At 63.2% G+C, this 16,603-nt stretch carries 15 protein-coding genes and 6 tRNA genes; all 21 read left to right on the top strand.

Going from position 1 to position 16,603, the window contains the following annotated elements; translation table 11 throughout:
- Position 1 precedes the first annotated feature (1 nt).
- The 21 genes from era (at position 2) to CLU91_RS07395 (ending at position 16,531) form a co-directional block, all read left to right on the top strand.
- The gene (era, locus tag CLU91_RS07495; protein WP_034749612.1) at positions 2 to 904 is read left to right on the top strand and encodes a GTPase Era; all 903 of its coding nucleotides are present in this window, start codon (positions 2 to 4) and stop codon (positions 902 to 904) included.
- 28 nt (positions 905 to 932) lie between these two features.
- Positions 933 to 1,769: a DNA repair protein RecO gene (recO, locus tag CLU91_RS07490; protein WP_100873652.1), complete on the top strand. Its 837-nt coding sequence runs from the start codon at positions 933 to 935 to the stop codon at positions 1,767 to 1,769.
- Positions 1,770 to 1,811: 42 nt separating this feature from the next.
- Entirely contained in the window at positions 1,812 to 2,576 is a 765-nt protein-coding gene (gene pdxJ, locus CLU91_RS07485; protein ID WP_100873651.1) for a pyridoxine 5'-phosphate synthase, read from the top strand.
- Between the two features lie 19 nt (positions 2,577 to 2,595).
- Positions 2,596 to 2,991, top strand: a complete 396-nt coding sequence (acpS, locus tag CLU91_RS07480) for a holo-ACP synthase (protein WP_100873650.1) — start codon at positions 2,596 to 2,598, stop codon at positions 2,989 to 2,991.
- 24 nt (positions 2,992 to 3,015) lie between these two features.
- Entirely contained in the window at positions 3,016 to 4,896 is a 1,881-nt protein-coding gene (gene uvrC, locus CLU91_RS07475) for an excinuclease ABC subunit UvrC (RefSeq protein ID WP_100873649.1), read from the top strand.
- 124 nt (positions 4,897 to 5,020) lie between these two features.
- Positions 5,021 to 5,605 (top strand): CDP-diacylglycerol--glycerol-3-phosphate 3-phosphatidyltransferase, encoded by a 585-nt coding sequence (gene pgsA / locus CLU91_RS07470; RefSeq protein ID WP_034749601.1) that lies wholly within the window; start codon positions 5,021 to 5,023, stop codon positions 5,603 to 5,605.
- Between the two features lie 114 nt (positions 5,606 to 5,719).
- Positions 5,720 to 5,795 (top strand) — tRNA-Gly (locus CLU91_RS07465).
- A 92-nt stretch (positions 5,796 to 5,887) separates the two neighbouring features.
- A tRNA-Gly gene (locus tag CLU91_RS07460) sits at positions 5,888 to 5,963 on the top strand.
- A gap of 71 nt (positions 5,964 to 6,034) precedes the next feature.
- Positions 6,035 to 6,110: transfer RNA gene (locus CLU91_RS07455), tRNA-Gly, on the top strand.
- Positions 6,111 to 6,165: 55 nt separating this feature from the next.
- Positions 6,166 to 6,241: transfer RNA gene (locus tag CLU91_RS07450), tRNA-Gly, on the top strand.
- Between the two features lie 89 nt (positions 6,242 to 6,330).
- A tRNA-Gly gene (locus tag CLU91_RS07445) sits at positions 6,331 to 6,406 on the top strand.
- 42 nt (positions 6,407 to 6,448) lie between these two features.
- A tRNA-Cys gene (locus tag CLU91_RS07440) sits at positions 6,449 to 6,522 on the top strand.
- 408 nt (positions 6,523 to 6,930) lie between these two features.
- Positions 6,931 to 8,544, top strand: a complete 1,614-nt coding sequence (locus CLU91_RS07435) for a ShlB/FhaC/HecB family hemolysin secretion/activation protein (protein ID WP_100873648.1) — start codon at positions 6,931 to 6,933, stop codon at positions 8,542 to 8,544.
- A gap of 56 nt (positions 8,545 to 8,600) precedes the next feature.
- A complete protein-coding gene (locus CLU91_RS07430; RefSeq protein ID WP_100873647.1) occupies positions 8,601 to 10,382 on the top strand; it encodes a DUF2341 domain-containing protein in 1,782 nt (593 codons plus the stop codon).
- A gap of 13 nt (positions 10,383 to 10,395) precedes the next feature.
- Positions 10,396 to 10,806, top strand: a complete 411-nt coding sequence (locus tag CLU91_RS07425) for an ExbD/TolR family protein (protein ID WP_034753784.1) — start codon at positions 10,396 to 10,398, stop codon at positions 10,804 to 10,806.
- A 10-nt stretch (positions 10,807 to 10,816) separates the two neighbouring features.
- Positions 10,817 to 11,533 carry an energy transducer TonB family protein gene (locus tag CLU91_RS07420; RefSeq protein ID WP_232730663.1) on the top strand — a complete coding sequence of 239 codons (717 nt, stop codon included), beginning with the start codon at positions 10,817 to 10,819 and terminating at the stop codon, positions 11,531 to 11,533.
- Positions 11,534 to 11,569: 36 nt separating this feature from the next.
- Positions 11,570 to 13,297 carry a putative porin gene (locus CLU91_RS07415; RefSeq protein WP_100873646.1) on the top strand — a complete coding sequence of 576 codons (1,728 nt, stop codon included), beginning with the start codon at positions 11,570 to 11,572 and terminating at the stop codon, positions 13,295 to 13,297.
- 9 nt (positions 13,298 to 13,306) lie between these two features.
- On the top strand, positions 13,307 to 13,987 hold the full coding sequence (locus CLU91_RS07410) for a hypothetical protein (RefSeq protein ID WP_100873645.1): 681 nt from the start codon (positions 13,307 to 13,309) through the stop codon (positions 13,985 to 13,987).
- A gap of 231 nt (positions 13,988 to 14,218) precedes the next feature.
- Entirely contained in the window at positions 14,219 to 14,902 is a 684-nt protein-coding gene (locus CLU91_RS07405; RefSeq protein WP_157814640.1) for a hypothetical protein, read from the top strand.
- 12 nt (positions 14,903 to 14,914) lie between these two features.
- Positions 14,915 to 15,421, top strand: coding sequence for an RNA polymerase sigma factor (locus CLU91_RS07400; protein WP_100873643.1), 507 nt, complete (start codon positions 14,915 to 14,917; stop codon positions 15,419 to 15,421).
- A 108-nt stretch (positions 15,422 to 15,529) separates the two neighbouring features.
- Positions 15,530 to 16,531, top strand: coding sequence for a FecR family protein (locus CLU91_RS07395; RefSeq protein ID WP_157814639.1), 1,002 nt, complete (start codon positions 15,530 to 15,532; stop codon positions 16,529 to 16,531).
- Positions 16,532 to 16,603 lie beyond the last annotated feature (72 nt).

Here is a 16,603-nt window from a genome sequence, read left to right as displayed (position 1 = left end):
CATGACAGCCACCAAAATGCCCGACAACTTCCGCTGTGGCTATATCGCCATCGTGGGCCGCCCCAACGTGGGCAAATCGACCCTGATGAACGTGCTGATCGGCGCGAAGGTCAGCATCACTTCGCGCAAGGCGCAAACCACGCGCCACCGCATCACGGGCATCCAGACGGTGCCGGACGCGCAATTCATCTACGTCGACACGCCCGGTTTCCAGACGCGCCACTCGAACGCGCTGAACAAGACGCTCAACAAGACCGTCACCAACACCCTGATTTCTTCGGACGTGATTTTGTACGTGATCGAGGCGGGCACGTTCGGCCCGGCCGACCAGCAAGTGATGGATTTGCTGCCGAAGGAAGTGCCGTGCATCCTCGTCATCAACAAGTCCGACCGCGTGAAGGACAAGGCTGTCTTGCTGCCGTTCGCGCAAAAGATCGCCGCCATGCGCGACTTCGCCGCCATCGTGCCCGTCTCCGCCAAGCTGCATTTCCAGCTGGAAGGCTTGCAGAACGAAATCAAGCGCTTCTTGCCGGAAAACCAGCCCATCTTTGGCCCGGACGACATCACGGACCGCAGCGAAAAATTCCTCGCCTCGGAAATCGTGCGCGAAAAACTCTTCCGCTTTGTCGGCGACGAATTGCCGTACACGAGCACCGTGCTGATCGAGAAATTCGAGCAGGAAGGCGATCTGCGCCGCGTGTTCGCCGCCATCCTGGTCGAGCGCGATACGCATAAATCCATGATCATCGGCAACAAGGGCGCGCGTCTGAAGGAAGTCTCCACCCAGGCCCGCCTGGATATGGAAAAGCTGTTCGGCGGTCCCGTGTACCTGGAAATCTGGGTCAAGGTCAAATCGGGCTGGGCCGACAACGAGGCGGGCTTGCGCGCCTACGGCTACGAGTAATCCGCAACCCGGGGGCGACGCTACACGCATGAGCACCACCACGCCAGCGCTGCACGATCCTGCGCCAGCCTCACCCGTTGTCCCCGCGCCGGCGGCCATCCCGCCGCCGGCCGCACCTTCCGCAGCCCCCCGGCGCAGCCGTCCGCCTGCGCGCGACGGCCGCATCACGGGCCAGCCAGCCTTCGTGCTGCACAGCTATCCGCATAAAGAAACCAGCCTCATCGTCGACGTGTTTACACGCGAGTACGGCCGCATTGCGCTCGTCGCCAAGGGCGCCAAGCGGCCCCATTCGCAGTTGCGCGGCGTGCTGCAGACGTTCCAGCCGCTGCAGGCGGGCTGGACGGGCAAGTCCGAGTTGCGCATCCTCACCGGTGCGGAATGGGTGGGCGGCATGCTGCCGCTGGAAAAGACCGCCTTGCTGTGCGGCTTTTACCTGAACGAATTGCTGGTGAAACTGCTGGCGCGCGACGACCCGCATCCCGTCCTGTTCGACCACTACGTTGCTACCTTGAATCAACTGGCGCACAATGAGCCGCCGCCCATCGTGCTGCGCAAGTTCGAGCGCGCCCTGCTCAAGGAAACGGGCGTGGCGGCCGACCTGACGCGCTGCACGGGCACGCGCCAGGCCGTCGAGGCGGGGCAGGTCTACGTGGTCGACCCGGAACGGGGCCCGCGCCCGGCACGCGCCGCCGACGCCTGGCCCAAGATCACGGGCAAGACCCTGCTCGACATGGAGCGCGAAGATTATCTTGACGTGGCCACGCAGGCGCAAAGCAAGCTGCTGATGCGCTTTTTGCTGGCCCATCAACTGGGCGGCGCCACCTTGAATACGCGCCAGATACTGATCGATTTAATGCAGCTGTAGCGGCGGTTTGCCGCACGACAGCACTTTACGGATACCATCACTATGAGCTTTTTGCAGCCTTCCGGCCCCGTCATCGACCTGGGCGTCAATATCGACCACGTGGCTACCTTGCGCAATGCGCGCGGCACCGCCTATCCGGACCCGATCCGCGCGGCCTTGCTGGCCGAACAGGCGGGCGCCGACGCCATCACCCTGCATTTGCGCGAAGACCGCCGCCACATCAAGGATGCGGACGTGATCGCCATCGCACCACAGTTGCTCACGCGCATGAACCTGGAAGCGGCCGTGACGGCCGAGATGATCGATTTCGCCTGCCGCATCAAGCCGGCCGACGTCTGCCTGGTGCCGGAAAAACGCACGGAAGTGACCACCGAAGGGGGGCTGGACGTGGTGCGCTACTTCAAGGAAGTGCAGGCGGCCGTGCAACAATTGCAAGGCGAGGGCATCCGCGTGAGCCTGTTCATTGATGCGGACGAGCAGCAGATCGCCGCCGCTGCCGAACTTGGCGCGCCCGTGATCGAGCTGCACACGGGCCGCTATGCCGATACCGAGGGCGCCGAGCAGCTGGCGGAACTGGAGCGCATCAAGGCGGGCGTGCTGTTCGGCGTGGGCCGTGGCTTGAAGGTCAATGCGGGCCACGGCTTGCATTACACCAATGTGCAAGCGATTGCCGCCATTCCCGATATTGCCGAACTGAACATCGGCCACGCCATCGTCGCGCATGCCGTGTTTGTCGGCTGGGAAAACGCCGTGCGTGAAATGAAGGCCATCATGGTGGCCACGTGCCTGGGCCACAGGGCCTATTAAGCGATAGCAAGGAGGCAGCATGATCTACGGCATCGGTACCGATATCTGCAAGATCCCCCGCATCGAGGCGGCCCTGGCGCGCCATGGCGAGCGTTTTGCCAAAAAAATACTGGGGCCGCAGGAGATGGAGAAATTCCGCGCCCGCAGTGCGAAAAACGCCGTGCGCGGCGTGCGCTTCCTGGCCACCCGCTTCGCGGCCAAGGAGGCGTTTTCCAAGGCCATCGGCCTGGGCTTGCGCATGCCGATGACCTGGCCCGCGGCGCAGATGCTGAATCACCCCAGCGGCAAGCCGATGATCGTCTGCAGCGGCGTGCTGGCGGACTTCATGGCCGCAAACCGGCTGAGCGCGCAAGTGACGATCAGCGATGAAGAAGAATATGCGGTCGCGTTTGTGATCGTGGAGCAAGCAGTGTAACTATAAGTGCGCAATGAGCCAGCAATGACCGAAGCAAGCCCAGAACCTTCCTTGGCGGAGACGCCGCCCGACCCCCGCGCACAGGTGCTGGCCACCGTCGCCAGGCTGCCGAACCTGCCCGGCGTGTATCGCTATTTCGACGCGGCCGACAAGGTGTTGTATGTCGGCAAGGCACGCGACCTGAAAAAGCGCGTCTCCAGTTACTTCCAGAAAAACCTGGCCAGTCCCCGCATCGCCATGATGGTCGAGCGCATCGCGCGCCTGGAAACCACCGTCACGCATAGCGAGGCGGAAGCGCTGATCCTGGAAAACAACCTGATCAAGGCGCTGCAGCCGCGCTACAACATCCTGTTCCGCGACGATAAATCGTATCCGTATCTGAAAATCACCAACGGCGATGCGCCGCGCATGGTGTATTACCGGGGCGCGGTGGACAAGAAAAACCAGTATTTCGGGCCGTTCCCCAGTTCCTGGGCCGTCAAGGAGTCGATGCAGATCCTGCAAAAGGTGTTCCTGATCCGCACCTGCGAGGACAGCGTCTACGCCAACCGCACGCGTCCCTGCCTGCTGCACCAGATCGGCCGCTGCAGCGCGCCGTGCGTGGACCTGATCAGCAAGGAAGACTATAAAAACGACGTGGAAAACGCGGCGCGCTTCCTGCGCGGGCGCCAGAGCGAAGTGATGGCCGACCTGGAAAAGAAGATGCACGCGTTTGCCGCCGAGCTGAAATTCGAGCAGGCCGTGGTGGTGCGCAACCAGATCGCTTCGCTGTCGCGCGTGCTGCATCAGCAAAGCATGGAAACGACGGGCGACGCCGACGTCGATATCCTCGCCGTGCTGGTGCAGGGCGGGCGCGCCTGCGTCAACCTGGCCATGGTGCGCGGCGGGCGCCATCTGGGCGACCGCGCCTACTTCCCCAGCCAGCTCAGCGATGCGGCGGCGATTGCCGAAGAGCCCATCGAGGTGGAAGTGCTGGCCGCCTTCCTGGCCCAGCACTACACGGAAAAATTCATCCCCGGCACCCTGATCCTGAATATCGAATTCGACCAGCCGGCCCTGATGGTGGCGCTGATGGAGCAGTGCGGCCACCGCATCAATCTGATCTTCCAGCCGCAGGGACAGCGCCGCCAATGGCTGGAAATGGCGCAAAAGGGCGCCGAGATTTCGCTGGCGCGCTTGTTGTCCGAGCAGGGTTCGCAGCAGTCGCGTACGCGCGCGCTGGCCGAGGCGCTGCGCCTGGAAACGGAAGATCTCGACAGCCTGCGCGTGGAGTGTTTCGACATCAGCCACACGCAGGGCGAGGCGACGCAGGCCTCGTGCGTGGTATTTCACCATCACGCCATGCAGAATGGCGAATACCGGCGCTACAACATCAACGACATCACGCCCGGCGACGATTACGCGGCCATGCGCCAGGTCCTGATGCGCCGCTATGAAAAAGTGGCGAATGGCGACGGCGTGATGCCCGACGTGGTCTTGATCGACGGCGGCAAGGGGCAGATCGAAATGGCGCGCCAGGTGTTCGCCGAGCTGGGACTCGATATCAGCCTGATCGTCGGCGTAGCCAAGGGAGAAGGGCGCAAGGTGGGCCTGGAAACCTTGCTGTTCGTCGATGGCCGCGCGGCGCAGGAACTGGGCAAGGAATCGGCGGCCCTGATGCTGATCGCACAGATCCGTGACGAGGCGCACCGCTTCGCCATTACCGGCATGCGCGCCAAGCGCGCCAAGACGCGCCAGACCTCGCGCCTGGAAGAGATAGAGGGCATCGGCGCCAAGCGCCGCCAGAAGCTGCTGTCGCGCTTTGGCGGCTTGCGCGGCGTCGCCGATGCCAGCGTCGAGGACCTGATGTCGGTGGAGGGGATTTCCACGCAACTTGCGGAAGAGATTTACAAGCAGCTGCATTAATGAATAGGGCCTGGTCCGGTGCTGCGGCAACCGGACTAGGCTAATACCCCGGGGCCATGTAGACTAGTGCCGCTTGCTTCACGCTTTCTCATATTCAATTTACCCGTCGGCCGATTGCACCCTTATGCCTTTTAATATTCCCATCCTCTTGACCTGGCTGCGCGTGGCCCTGATACCGCTCGTCGTCGGCGTGTTTTATTTGCCGCCGTCGATGCTGCTGCATGGCGACCAGAACCTGGTTGCCACGCTGGTCTTTATCGTAGCCGCCGTCACCGACTGGTTCGATGGCTTCCTCGCGCGGCGCTGGAACCAGACCTCGGCCTTCGGCGCCTTCCTCGATCCCGTGGCCGACAAGCTGATGGTGGCGGGCGCCTTGCTGGTGCTGGTGCAGCTGGACCGCGTCAATGCCGTGCTGGCCTTCATCATCATCGGCCGCGAAATCACCATTTCCGCGCTGCGTGAATGGATGGCGCAGATCGGCGCCTCGAAATCGGTGGCCGTCAGTTCGATCGGCAAGATCAAGACGGCCGCGCAGATGACGGCCATTCCCTTGCTGCTGTACCACGAAGTGATCTTCGGCGCGATCGACACCCACGTGTGGGGCGAGAAGCTGCTGTGGATCGCCTGCGTGCTGACGGTGTGGTCGATGTTCTATTACTTGCGCCTGGCATGGCCCTTGATCAAGGAAAAGGCCGGCAATCTCCATTAATTGCACAGGGATTAGGCAGTGAACAGCTTTCTTTGGAATATTTTGCAAAACACCAGATATTGCCCGTTGACAGCCCCTGTAATCCCTCTATAATGCTGGCCTGTTGTTGATGACGCGGGAGTAGCTCAGTTGGTAGAGCGCAACCTTGCCAAGGTTGAGGTCGAGAGTTCGAGACTCTTCTCCCGCTCCAGTTTTCTGGATCGTGTCATAGGTAAAAACAGCAAATGCAGTAAAAAGTAGTACTGGCGATGTAGTAGAGCTTCTGATACAATGTTGTCCACTGCGGGAGTAGCTCAGTTGGTAGAGCGCAACCTTGCCAAGGTTGAGGTCGAGAGTTCGAGACTCTTCTCCCGCTCCAGTGAACACTGGATCAGCAGTAAAGCGGCACTGGTAAACGGTAGTAAAAAGCAGTAAAATAGCGGTTCGTATGCGGGAGTAGCTCAGTTGGTAGAGCGCAACCTTGCCAAGGTTGAGGTCGAGAGTTCGAGACTCTTCTCCCGCTCCAGCGATAGCTGAAGCAGTACAGCAAGATGGCAGTAGCAGAAAATAGAAGCTCCAATGCGGGAGTAGCTCAGTTGGTAGAGCGCAACCTTGCCAAGGTTGAGGTCGAGAGTTCGAGACTCTTCTCCCGCTCCAGAATTCTAAAGGGAAGCTAAGCTGGCTTCCTTTTTTTATCCGCTGCAAAGCAGTCATGCGGCGTGATCAGGCGGTAAACAAGCTCCAATGCGGGAGTAGCTCAGTTGGTAGAGCGCAACCTTGCCAAGGTTGAGGTCGAGAGTTCGAGACTCTTCTCCCGCTCCAGTTTTCAAGGTGGGCCGCAAGGCGCATCGAAGCAGTTCCTCTGGCGAGGTAGCAAAGAGGTTATGCAGCGGCCTGCAAAGCCGTTTAGACGGGTTCGATTCCCGTCCTCGCCTCCAGATGAAAAAAATAGCCCACTTTCGAGTGGGCTATTTTTTTGCCTGTACGCTACGTCATTCTTCATGCCGCAGACATCAATACGGCTTGCCGGTCGCCGCCCATGTGCTGCGCCGGCAAGTCTGCCCAACTGTGCCAAGGCTCGCCTGCGCGCTCATCCCATGCGTGCGTCCAGCGGCGCCAGTATCCCATCCCATCCATCCTGAAGCAAAACCCGGTCAACTCCGTCTTGGGCAGCCCTGGCCCGGAGATTTATGAACATTTGATGACATATGACAGGCGCAACACAGCTTGCTCGTCTAGGTAGGGCAGTACGGTAACCGATAGCCGTTGCGAGATACGCCGGCCCAGTGCCGCAATACCGGGGTAGGGTAACCGTTTGATTTTAAGGTGAATGGAAGATGCGTGAGATGAAGAAACGAGGTAACGGCACGCCGCAGGCGCCCGCAACCGCCTTGACGATGCTGTGCCTGGCCATGCTGGCGCTGCCCGGCATGGCGCGCGCCCAGGACGCCGCCCCCGTGGCCGCGCCGGAACGGCAAGTAACGATCGAGGAATACCTGGTGCGCGGCAATACCGTGCTCGATGCGCGTGCCATCGAAGAGGCCGTCACGCCGTTCCTGGGGCCGGGCCGCACGCTGAAGGACGTGGAAGGGGCGCGCGACGCCCTCGTTGCTGCCTACCAGGCGCGCGGCTACCAGTCCGTCTACGTCGATTTGCCCGAGCAGCAGGTGGAGCAGGGCGTGGTGGTGCTGCAGGTGAGCGAAACCAGGGTGGGCCGCTTGCGTGTGGTCGGCGCGCAATACAACTCGCCGCTCGACGTGCGCCAGCAAGTGCCGGCCCTGACGGAAGGCAAGGTGCCCGACTTTACCCAGGCGCAAGTGGAACTGACGGCCCTGAACCGGGGACCCAAGCGCCAGGTGATGCCGCTGGTCAAGCAGGGTAGCTTGCCCGGCACCATGGACGTGGACTTGAAAGTCGAGGACAGCAGCCCGTGGCGCGCCAGCGTCGGCTTGAACAACGATTACAGCGCCGACACGAAGAAATTGCGCAGCAGCGTCTCGCTCGGCCACGACAACCTGTGGCAACTGGGCCATAGCGCCACCATCAGCTTTTTCGGCACGCCGGGCGACCTGAACCAGACCAAGGTGTGGTCCGCCTCGTACGTGGCGCCGATCGGCACGCAGGGCTGGAGCGTGGAAGCGACCGGCTACCAGTCGAACAGCAACGTGGCCAGCACGGGCGGCACCAGCGTGCTGGGCAAGGGCCATGCGCTGGGCATGAAAGTCAATTACACGGTGCCCAACAGCGGCATCTGGTGGCACAGCTTTAGCGCCGGCATCGATTTCAAGGATAACCAGGAAGCGCTGAAACTGAATGGCGCCGGTTCCAGCGTTCCCTTGAAATACGTGCCGCTCAGCGTGTCATATAACGGCTTTGCGCAGACGGAGGCGGCGACCTACGGCCTGGGCCTGTCGCTGGTGGCCGGCACGCGCGCTTCATTCGGCTATGGCAGCGACAGCGCCGCCTACGACAACAAGCGCTACAAGGCCTCGCCCAGCTTCCTCGTCCTGAAAGGCGACGCCAACGCCACCACCACCCTGGGCAGCGGCGCGCAGCTGTACGGCAAGCTGGCCGGCCAACTGGCCGACGCGGCGCTGGTGTCGGGCGAGCAGATGGCCGCCGGCGGCGCCAATTCCGTGCGCGGCTATCTGTCGGCCGAAGCGACGGGCGACTACGGCGTGTCCGGCACGGTCGAATGGCGCACGCCCCAGCTGACGTATTTCAGCCGCCTGGAAAACTGGCGTTTGTACGCGTTTGCCGATGGCGCGCGCCTGCGCCTGCGCGACCCGTTGGTGGAACAGAAAGACCTGTTCGGCCTGGCCTCGGTGGGCGTGGGCAGCAGCTTTCAGTTCCTGCGCTACCTGAATGGCCGCATCGACTTTGCGTATCCGCTGCGCGATGGCCCGCGCACGCACAAACACGTGCGCCGCATTAATTTCAACCTGTCGGCCAGCTACTGACGGGCCAGCTCACCAGCACTGCACTTTTTTAGACTTTAATTCGGAGAATCACTGTCATGCAACGTTTATTATTCCTGCTCACGATCCTGGGCACGCTCGTTCCCGGCCTGGCGCATGCCTGGTGGCAGCCCGACTGGGCTTACCGCAAACCCGTCACCGTCGACGCGGGCCCGAAGGCCGGCGCCGTGGGCGGCGATCCCGGCCGCATTCCCGTGCTGCTGCGCTTGCATTCGGGTAATTTCAATTTCGAAGGCGTCAGCGACAACGGCGCCGACCTGCGCTTCGTGGCGGGCGACGATAAAACGGTGCTGAACCACCAGATCGAACAGTTCAACCCGCTCCTGGGCATCGCCCTGATCTGGGTCGACGTACCGGCCCTGACGGCCGGCACGCCGCAGCAGCTGTGGATGTACTACGGCAATCCGAAGGCGCCCGCGTCCGGCAATGGCCAGCGCACGTTCGATCCCGACTACAGCCTGGTGTACCACTTCACCGAGCCTGGCGTGCCCTCGCGCGACAGCACCGCCTACGGCAACCACGCCCAGACGGCCGTGCCGTCGCTGGACGGTTCCGTCATCGGCGCCGGCGCCCGCCTGGGCAGCGCGCCGCTGATGCTGCCCGCCTCGCCTTCGCTGGCGCTGGCCGCCGGCGCGCCATTCACCTTCTCGGCCTGGGTGCGCCCGGACAGCCTGGGCGCGCAGCAAGTGCTGTATGCGCGCCGCGATGGCGCCAATGAATTGCTGATCGGAATCGACCAGGGCGTGCCCTTCGTGCAGGTGAATGGCCAGCGCAGCAAGCCGGGCCAGCCGATCCAGGCGGCGCAATGGTCGCACCTGGCGGTGAAAGCCGATAAAGCCAACGTGGCCCTGTACGTGGGCGGCCGTCCGGCCGTCTCGCTGGCCACGGCCCTGCCGGCGTTCGCCACGGCCGCCTCGGTGGGCGCCGATGCGCCGCCGGTCGCTTCCGGCGCCGCCACGCTGGCCAACTTCACGGGCGCCATCGACGAGCTGCGCCTGTCGCGCACGGCCCGTCCCGATGCGCTGCTGCTGGCCGACGCCGTCTCGCAAGGTTCCGAATCGCGCCTGGCCGTGTTTGGCGCCGATGAACAGCAAGCGGGCAAAAGCCATTTCGGCTTCATCATCGCCGCCATGCCGCTCGACGCCTGGATCGTCGTGGGTCTGCTGGGCTTGATGATGGTCTTGTCGTGGATCATCATGATCGGCAAGGGCCGCAGCTATGGCGCCATCGCGCGCGCGAATGCGCAATTCATGCAGTCCTTCCACGAAGCGGCCGGCGCGCCGCTCGACCACCTGGCGCGCAACGGCAAGCTGAGCCCTTCCGTGAAGACCGATTCCTCGCTGTGGCGTTTGTATGACGTGGCCATCGACGAGATGCGCCGCCGCCACGACCGCGGCTACGACCTGAACGCCGTCTCGAACGCGACGATCGGCGCCATCCGCGCCGCCATGGATGGCGTGATGGTGCGCGAAAGCGAACGCATGTCCAAACGCATGATCTGGCTCTCGACCACCATCGAAGGCGCGCCCTACGTCGGCCTGTTCGGCACCGTGATCGGCATCATGCTGGTGTTCGTCGTGGCGGCCATGGCTGGTGCCGTGGACATCAACTCGGTGGCGCCGGGCATGGCGGCAGCATTGCTGTGTACGGCTGCCGGCCTGGGCGTGGCGATTCCCGCGCTGTTCGGCTACAACTGGCTGTCTTCGCGTTCGGACGCCATCGTCGCCGATATGGCCGTCTTCGTCGATGAATTCGCCACGCGCCTGGCGGAAGAGCAGGGCGACGGACGCCAGATGCGTCCCGTGCTGCAACAGGCGTGAGGGGCACATAACCATGGCCACCTCCGCCAAGTTTACCCCCCGCAAGCGTAGCGGCGGCATCAACATCACGCCCTTCGTCGACGTGCTGCTGGTGGTGCTGGTGATTTTTATTCTGACCAGCAACGCCAGCATTCCCGGCATCAAGGTCGACCTGCCCAAGGCCAGTTCGGCCATGGCGCTGGAAAAACCGAAGACCAAGGCCATCACCATCGACAACGCGGGCCAGGTCTTTCTCGATGCCTATCCCGTCACCCTGCCCGAGCTGGAAGAGCGCTTGCGCACGGAAAAGGCCCTGACGCCCGACTTTCCCGTGATCGTGCGTGGCGATGCTGCCGTGCAATACGCGAAAGTGGTCGAAGTGCTCGACTTGCTGCGCCGGATCGACCTGAACCAGGTGGGCCTGGTGACCGGCAAGCCGGCATGAGGAGCGCAAGGTGAAGCGTGACGATATGATGAAGATGGCCGCCCCGGAAGCGTCGGGCGCGGCGCAGTGGTGGCGCCGCTGGGGCGGCGTGGCTGGCGGCGCGCTGCTGGCCGCTGGTCTGGCCGCGCTGGTCTGGTATTTGCTGTCCGACACGGCCGCCACCAAGCGCGAAGTGGCGGCCCCGCCGATGCTGATGCTGCCGCCGCCACCACCGCCGCCGCCGGAACCGGAAAAACTGCCGGAACCGACGCCCGACAAGGTGGTGCCGGAAGTGTCGGAACCGGAACCGACGCCGGCCGACAAGCCCATGGATGACGCGCCGGAAAGCCCGTCGCCGGACAAGGGCGACCCCGTCACCATCGATGGTGCGGCGCAGGCCGGCAGCGACGCCTTCGGCATCCAGGCCGGGCGCGGCGGCGGCATGACGGGCGGCGGCGGTGGCGGCGGACTCGGCGCGGGATCGTATGGCCGCTATGTGGCCAATGCCCTGCAGATGGCGTTCGCCCGCGACCCGCGCACGCGCCAGCTGGCGTTTAGCGATATCCGCGTCGACCTGTGGCTCGATGCGGAAGGCAAGACGACGAAGGTGCAGCTGGTGCAAGGCACGGGCAATGCGCAGACCGATGAGCAAGTGCTGGCCATGGTGCGCGATTTCCGCGCCGACGAGCGGCCACCGGCATCCCTGCGGTTCCCGGCCCGCGTTTCCATTAAAGGTCGGCGCCCGTAAGCGCATGAACTAATTCCTCATTTACCGAAAGAAGCGATGAATTCCTTATTTACCTCCCCACAGCGTCTGCGCCGCCTTCCGCTGGCGCTCGCTGCCCTGGCCCTGAGCGTGGCGGCAGGCGCCGTGCAAGCACAAGCGCAAGCACCGGCGGACAGCACCATGGTCAAACTGATCCGCGGCCTGATCCAGAGCGGCGCCCTCAACAAGGATGCCGGCGAGGCGCTGCTGGCGCAAGCGCAGAGCGAAGCGCAAGCCCGTCCGGCCGCCGCGCCGGCGGCCCTGGCGCAGGTACAGCCGGGCGACGTGCGCGTGCCGTATCTGTCGCACACCGTGCGCGAGCAGATCCGCGACGAGATCAAGGGGCAAGTGCTGGCCGAAGCCAAGGCGGGCGGCTGGGCGGCGCCGAATGAAACGCCGGCCTGGACCAAGCGCATCCGTCTGGAAGGCGATGTGCGCGCGCGCTACGAATCGCGCTATTACGACATGGCCAACAGCAATATCGAGATCGACTGGCGCTCGCTCAACAGCGGCAGCGGCTACGACGTCAATGCGAACACCAACCTGGCCCTGCCGGCGCTGCTGAACACGCGCGAAGACCGCAAGCACTTGCTGCGCGCGCGTGCCCGCCTGGGCATCCTGGCCGACCTTTCCGACAACACGCAAGCGGGTATCCGCCTGGCCAGCGGCAACGACGACAGCCCCGTGTCGACCACGCAAACCCTCGGTGGCGGCCTGGGCAAGAAAAATATCTGGCTGGACCAGGCCTGGTTGTCGTACCAGCCCGCTTCCTGGCTGAAACTGACGGCGGGCCGCTTCGACAATCCATTCGTCTCTGGCGACGAACTGTTTTCCAGCGAACTCAATTTCGACGGCATCGCCGCCAAGCTGCAGCAACCGGTGGGCGCGAACAAGGACGTCACCGTCTTCGGCACCCTGGGCATCATTCCGCTCGAGTACTCGTCCGACAATGCACCGAGCCGCAGCCAGGCAAAAATGGCCAGCGAAAACAAGTGGCTGCTGGGCGCGCAAGTGGGCGCCTCGTGGAAGATCAATAGCGACCACCAATTGCGCGGCGCCCTGGCCTACTACAACTTCCGCAACATCAGCGGAGAGTACTCGCAGCCGTGTGCGCTGTACGCGGGCGCCGATGGCTGCAGCACGGACTGGTCGCGTCCATCGAGCATGCAAAAGGGCAATAGCTTGATGTTGCTGCGCAATATCGCCTTGAACCCGCTCGATCCGGCGAACACGCCGCAGCCGCAATTCGTCGGTCTGGCCTCTAAATTCCGTCTGGCCAATATCAATGCGCGCTGGGACAGCAAGGTGGCGGGCGGCCAGGACTTGCGCATCGAAGGCGATTATGTGCGCAACATGGCCTACGACAAGAGTGCCATGTGGGCGCGCGCCAAGGGCGGCATCATGAACAACTTCGGCGGCACGGGCGGCGTCTCGCAAGCCGATTTCAGGAGCGGCGGCAATGCCTACATGCTGCAGGCGACCCTGGGCAAGGCCAGCCCGGCCGCGCGCGGCGACTGGAACGTGTTGCTCGGCTACAAGCGCATCGAACCGGACGCCTTGCCTGACGCCTACAACGATTCCACCTTCCACCTGGGCGGCACGAATGCGCGCGGCTATTACCTGGGCGGTGCGTATGCGCTCGACAAGAATACCTGGCTGAACGGCCGCTGGACGTCGAGCCGCGAAGTGTTCGGGTCGGCGCTGTCGATCGACACGCTGCAAATCGAACTGAACGCGCGCTTTTAAGGAGCCACGATGTTGATATCCAAGAAAATGCGCCTGCCTTTGCTGTTGCTGAGCTTGCTGGGCGCCGGCACGGCCCAGGCGCAGGGACAGAAGGGGCAAAGCATGGAAGAGCGTCTGCGGGCCGAATTGCGCAATGTGACGGCGCAATTGCAGCAGACGCGCGGCGAGCTGGACGTACTCAAAGCCAAGGCCGTGCCCGCTGCCGCCGCGCCTGCCAGCGACGGCTTGAAAAAGGAGCTGGCGCGCAGCCAGTCGCAGCTGGCGCAGGAGCGCGCGCAGCGGGAAAAGCTGGCAGCCGAGCAACAGCGCGGCGCCGCCGCCGCGCAAGAGGCAACGGCCAGCCTGGCGCAGTACCGCCAGGCCAGCGAACGGCTGGCCGCCACGGGCAAGCAGATCGAAGCGGAGCGTGCGCGCCTCGACGCCGAAGTGGCGTCCCAGCGCGGCGCCCTGGCGCGCTGCGAAAGCAAGAATGCCCAGCTGTATGCGGCCGGGCAAGACATCCTGCGTGCGTATGAAGGCCTCGACGTGCTGGGCGTCATGCAAGCGCGCCAGCCGTTCGCCGCGCAAAGCCGGGTCAAGCTGGAACAAATCGCCCAGCAATATGGCGACCAGCTGTACCAGGGCCGCTTTGATGCGCGCCAGACGGAAACGCCGGCCGCCGCGGCGCTGGCATCCCCCCAATCCGATTGACTGGTATGGAGGGCGCGACAGCCTGAAGCAGGACAGGCGTCGCGTCCGGCCGCCATCGCTGACCTTTCCATGCCCGCCATCGGTACCGGCCGGCATGGGGTTTTCCCGCCTGTTTGTCATGGCAACGTCATATTTCTTCGATAACATGGAAAGACTGACAATTCGGCGCCCGCGCCGATTCCACATCCCATGCATGTACACCTCACTTAAATTGTTATGGCAAGAACGGTCGTGCCCGGCGCCATGTATGCATTGGTGGCCGGCATGTCACTGCTGACGCTCGATGCTGCCGGCCAATCGCACTCCTTGCGCTACCCGCATGCCGCTGCAACTGCGGTGCAGCCGGTGCAGCGCCTCGCCCATGAGAGCCGGGTGTTTGACATTCCGGCGCAACCCCTGCAAGCGGCATTGACGACGTTTGGCAATCAGACGGGGTTTTCTGGCTTGTACGGTTCGGCATCGACTGCAGGCCGCATGTCGGCTCTGGTATCGGGGGATTACACACCGCGGGCGGCGTTGGCCAGGATGCTGGAAGGCACCGGGCTGGCAGCCTACTTTACGGCCATGGATGCCTTCGTCCTGGAGCCCGCGACGGCGCCATCGTCTGCCGCCGCCGAACGCGACGTGAGTTATGACGGGCCATTGCAGGCGCAGGTAAGGGAAGCATTTTGCCGCGATCCTTTGACTGCTGGCGGCGGCTACCGGATCGCCTTGCGCTTTCATCTCGATGCCAGGGGGCGGATCTTGCGGCCGCTGTTGCTCGATTCTACCGGCGATGGCGCGCGCGACAAGGCTATCCTCGCCGCCTTGCAGCGTGTCGATGTCGGCTATGGACCTGCGGATCTGTCAAAGCCGTTTTTCATGCTGATCCTGCCGCAGGCATTGACGGCTGCCGGCGCCTGCGCTGTTCATTAAAGTCAGAAAACGATGAACAAATCCGATTTCCTTTCACTGCGCGAGTTTCTGGCGCGCCGCTACGATGACTTGAAGCGGCGCCTCACTCTACATCTCGGCAGTGCCGACCTGGCCGGCGATGCCTTGCAGGACACCTGGTTGCGTCTGGAAAGTGGCAAAGAATCCCACGAGCCGGTACAGTATCCATTGAGCTACCTGATGCGCATGGCAACCAATTCTGCGCTGGATCGCCTTCGCGCCGAAAAACGTTTTCTCAGCGGCGATGAAGTCGATCAGGTCTTGAATACACTGGCCGATCCGATGCCGGGTCCGGCGCAAACGGCCGAGGCCCGTTCGGAAGCGGAACGCCTGGCACAGGTGATTCAGAAAATGCCGCTACGCCGGCGCCATATCCTGATACTGATACGCGTGGATGAAATGCCCAGGCAGGAGGTGGCAGACCGTCTCGGTGTTTCATTGAGCCTGGTGGATCGCGAACTGAAGCGCGCACATGAGTATGTTATTGAACAGATGCAATGAATATGAAAAATACCGTGCAGTTTTTGTCCTTGAAAGACGTCTTATCGGTAGACGATCCCCTTTTCGAGTCCCCCATGCTGCTTGACTTATCTGCCGGAGCAATTCCCAGTGCGTGACGAGATGCCCGGTGCCGGCCGCCGTCCCGATGCGCTGGAATTGCGTGCGCACGCCTGGCTGCGGCTACTCAAGTCCGGCAATGCGCGCGCTGCCGATGCGCAAGCGCTGGTGCGCTGGTGCGCGCTCAGCGAGCAACATGCGCAGGCATTCAGGAATGCCCAGCGCAAGTGGCATGACTTGTTGCCAGCCGCGACGCTGGCGGGCATGCACGATGCGCAGCTGGCGCAATTGCGCACGTCTGCGCACAGCAAGAAAATTGCCCCCATGTCACGCCGTGCCTTCCTCGGCGGCGCGGTGGCCGCCGTGGCCGTCGGCGGTGTGGCATTGCTTCGTCCTCCGCTCGATTTGTGGCCCTCTGCTGCGGATGCCTGGCAGTCGGATTACCGCACGGCGACCGGTGAGCAACGTGGCCTGACACTTGCCGATGGCGTGCAGGTCGAGATGAATACGCGCAGCAGTATTGCATTGCGGGCGGCAGGCGGCGACACGGTCGGTATTGATGTCATGGGCGGCGAGGTTGCGGTCGATGTCACGCGGCGCGCGCGCGATTTCACGGTCGCTGCCGCAGGGGGCCGCACGGCGGGCCGCGATGCGCGCTTCGAAGTGCGCTATCTCGATGAGGAAGTGTGCGTGACCTGTGTCGCCGGTTCCGTCAACGTCGAGGCGGCAGGCAGAAGCATCATGCTCGTGGCGGCGCAGCAGGTGGTATATGACAAAAATGCCATCGGAGCAGTACAGCAGGTCAGTCTGGCCGACGTCTCGGCCTGGCGTGATGGTGTGCTGAGTTTTCAACAAACGGCGCTGTCCCGGGTGGTGGCGGAAATCAACCGCTATCGTCCGGGGCGCGTCGTGCTGCTGGCAAAAAAGATGCGTGATCGTCCGGTCGATGGGCGTTTCAATATTCGCCACCTGGACAAGGCCGTCGCACAAATTCAACGTCTGTTCAGCCTGGACGCCACGTCCTTGCCGGGCGGTGTCGTCATTCTCAAGTAAGGCGGGATAGCGACGCGAGGCGGCCATCGCGCCACCCTCAAAATTGGTGTACAGCTTTCCGTATTGGCATTC

The sequence above is a fragment of the Janthinobacterium sp. 64 genome (assembly GCF_002813325.1).
Lineage (GTDB): Bacteria > Pseudomonadota > Gammaproteobacteria > Burkholderiales > Burkholderiaceae_D > Janthinobacterium.
The sequence above is the reverse complement of the archived record's forward strand: the minus strand, read 5'-3'. Positions and strand labels throughout refer to the sequence as shown.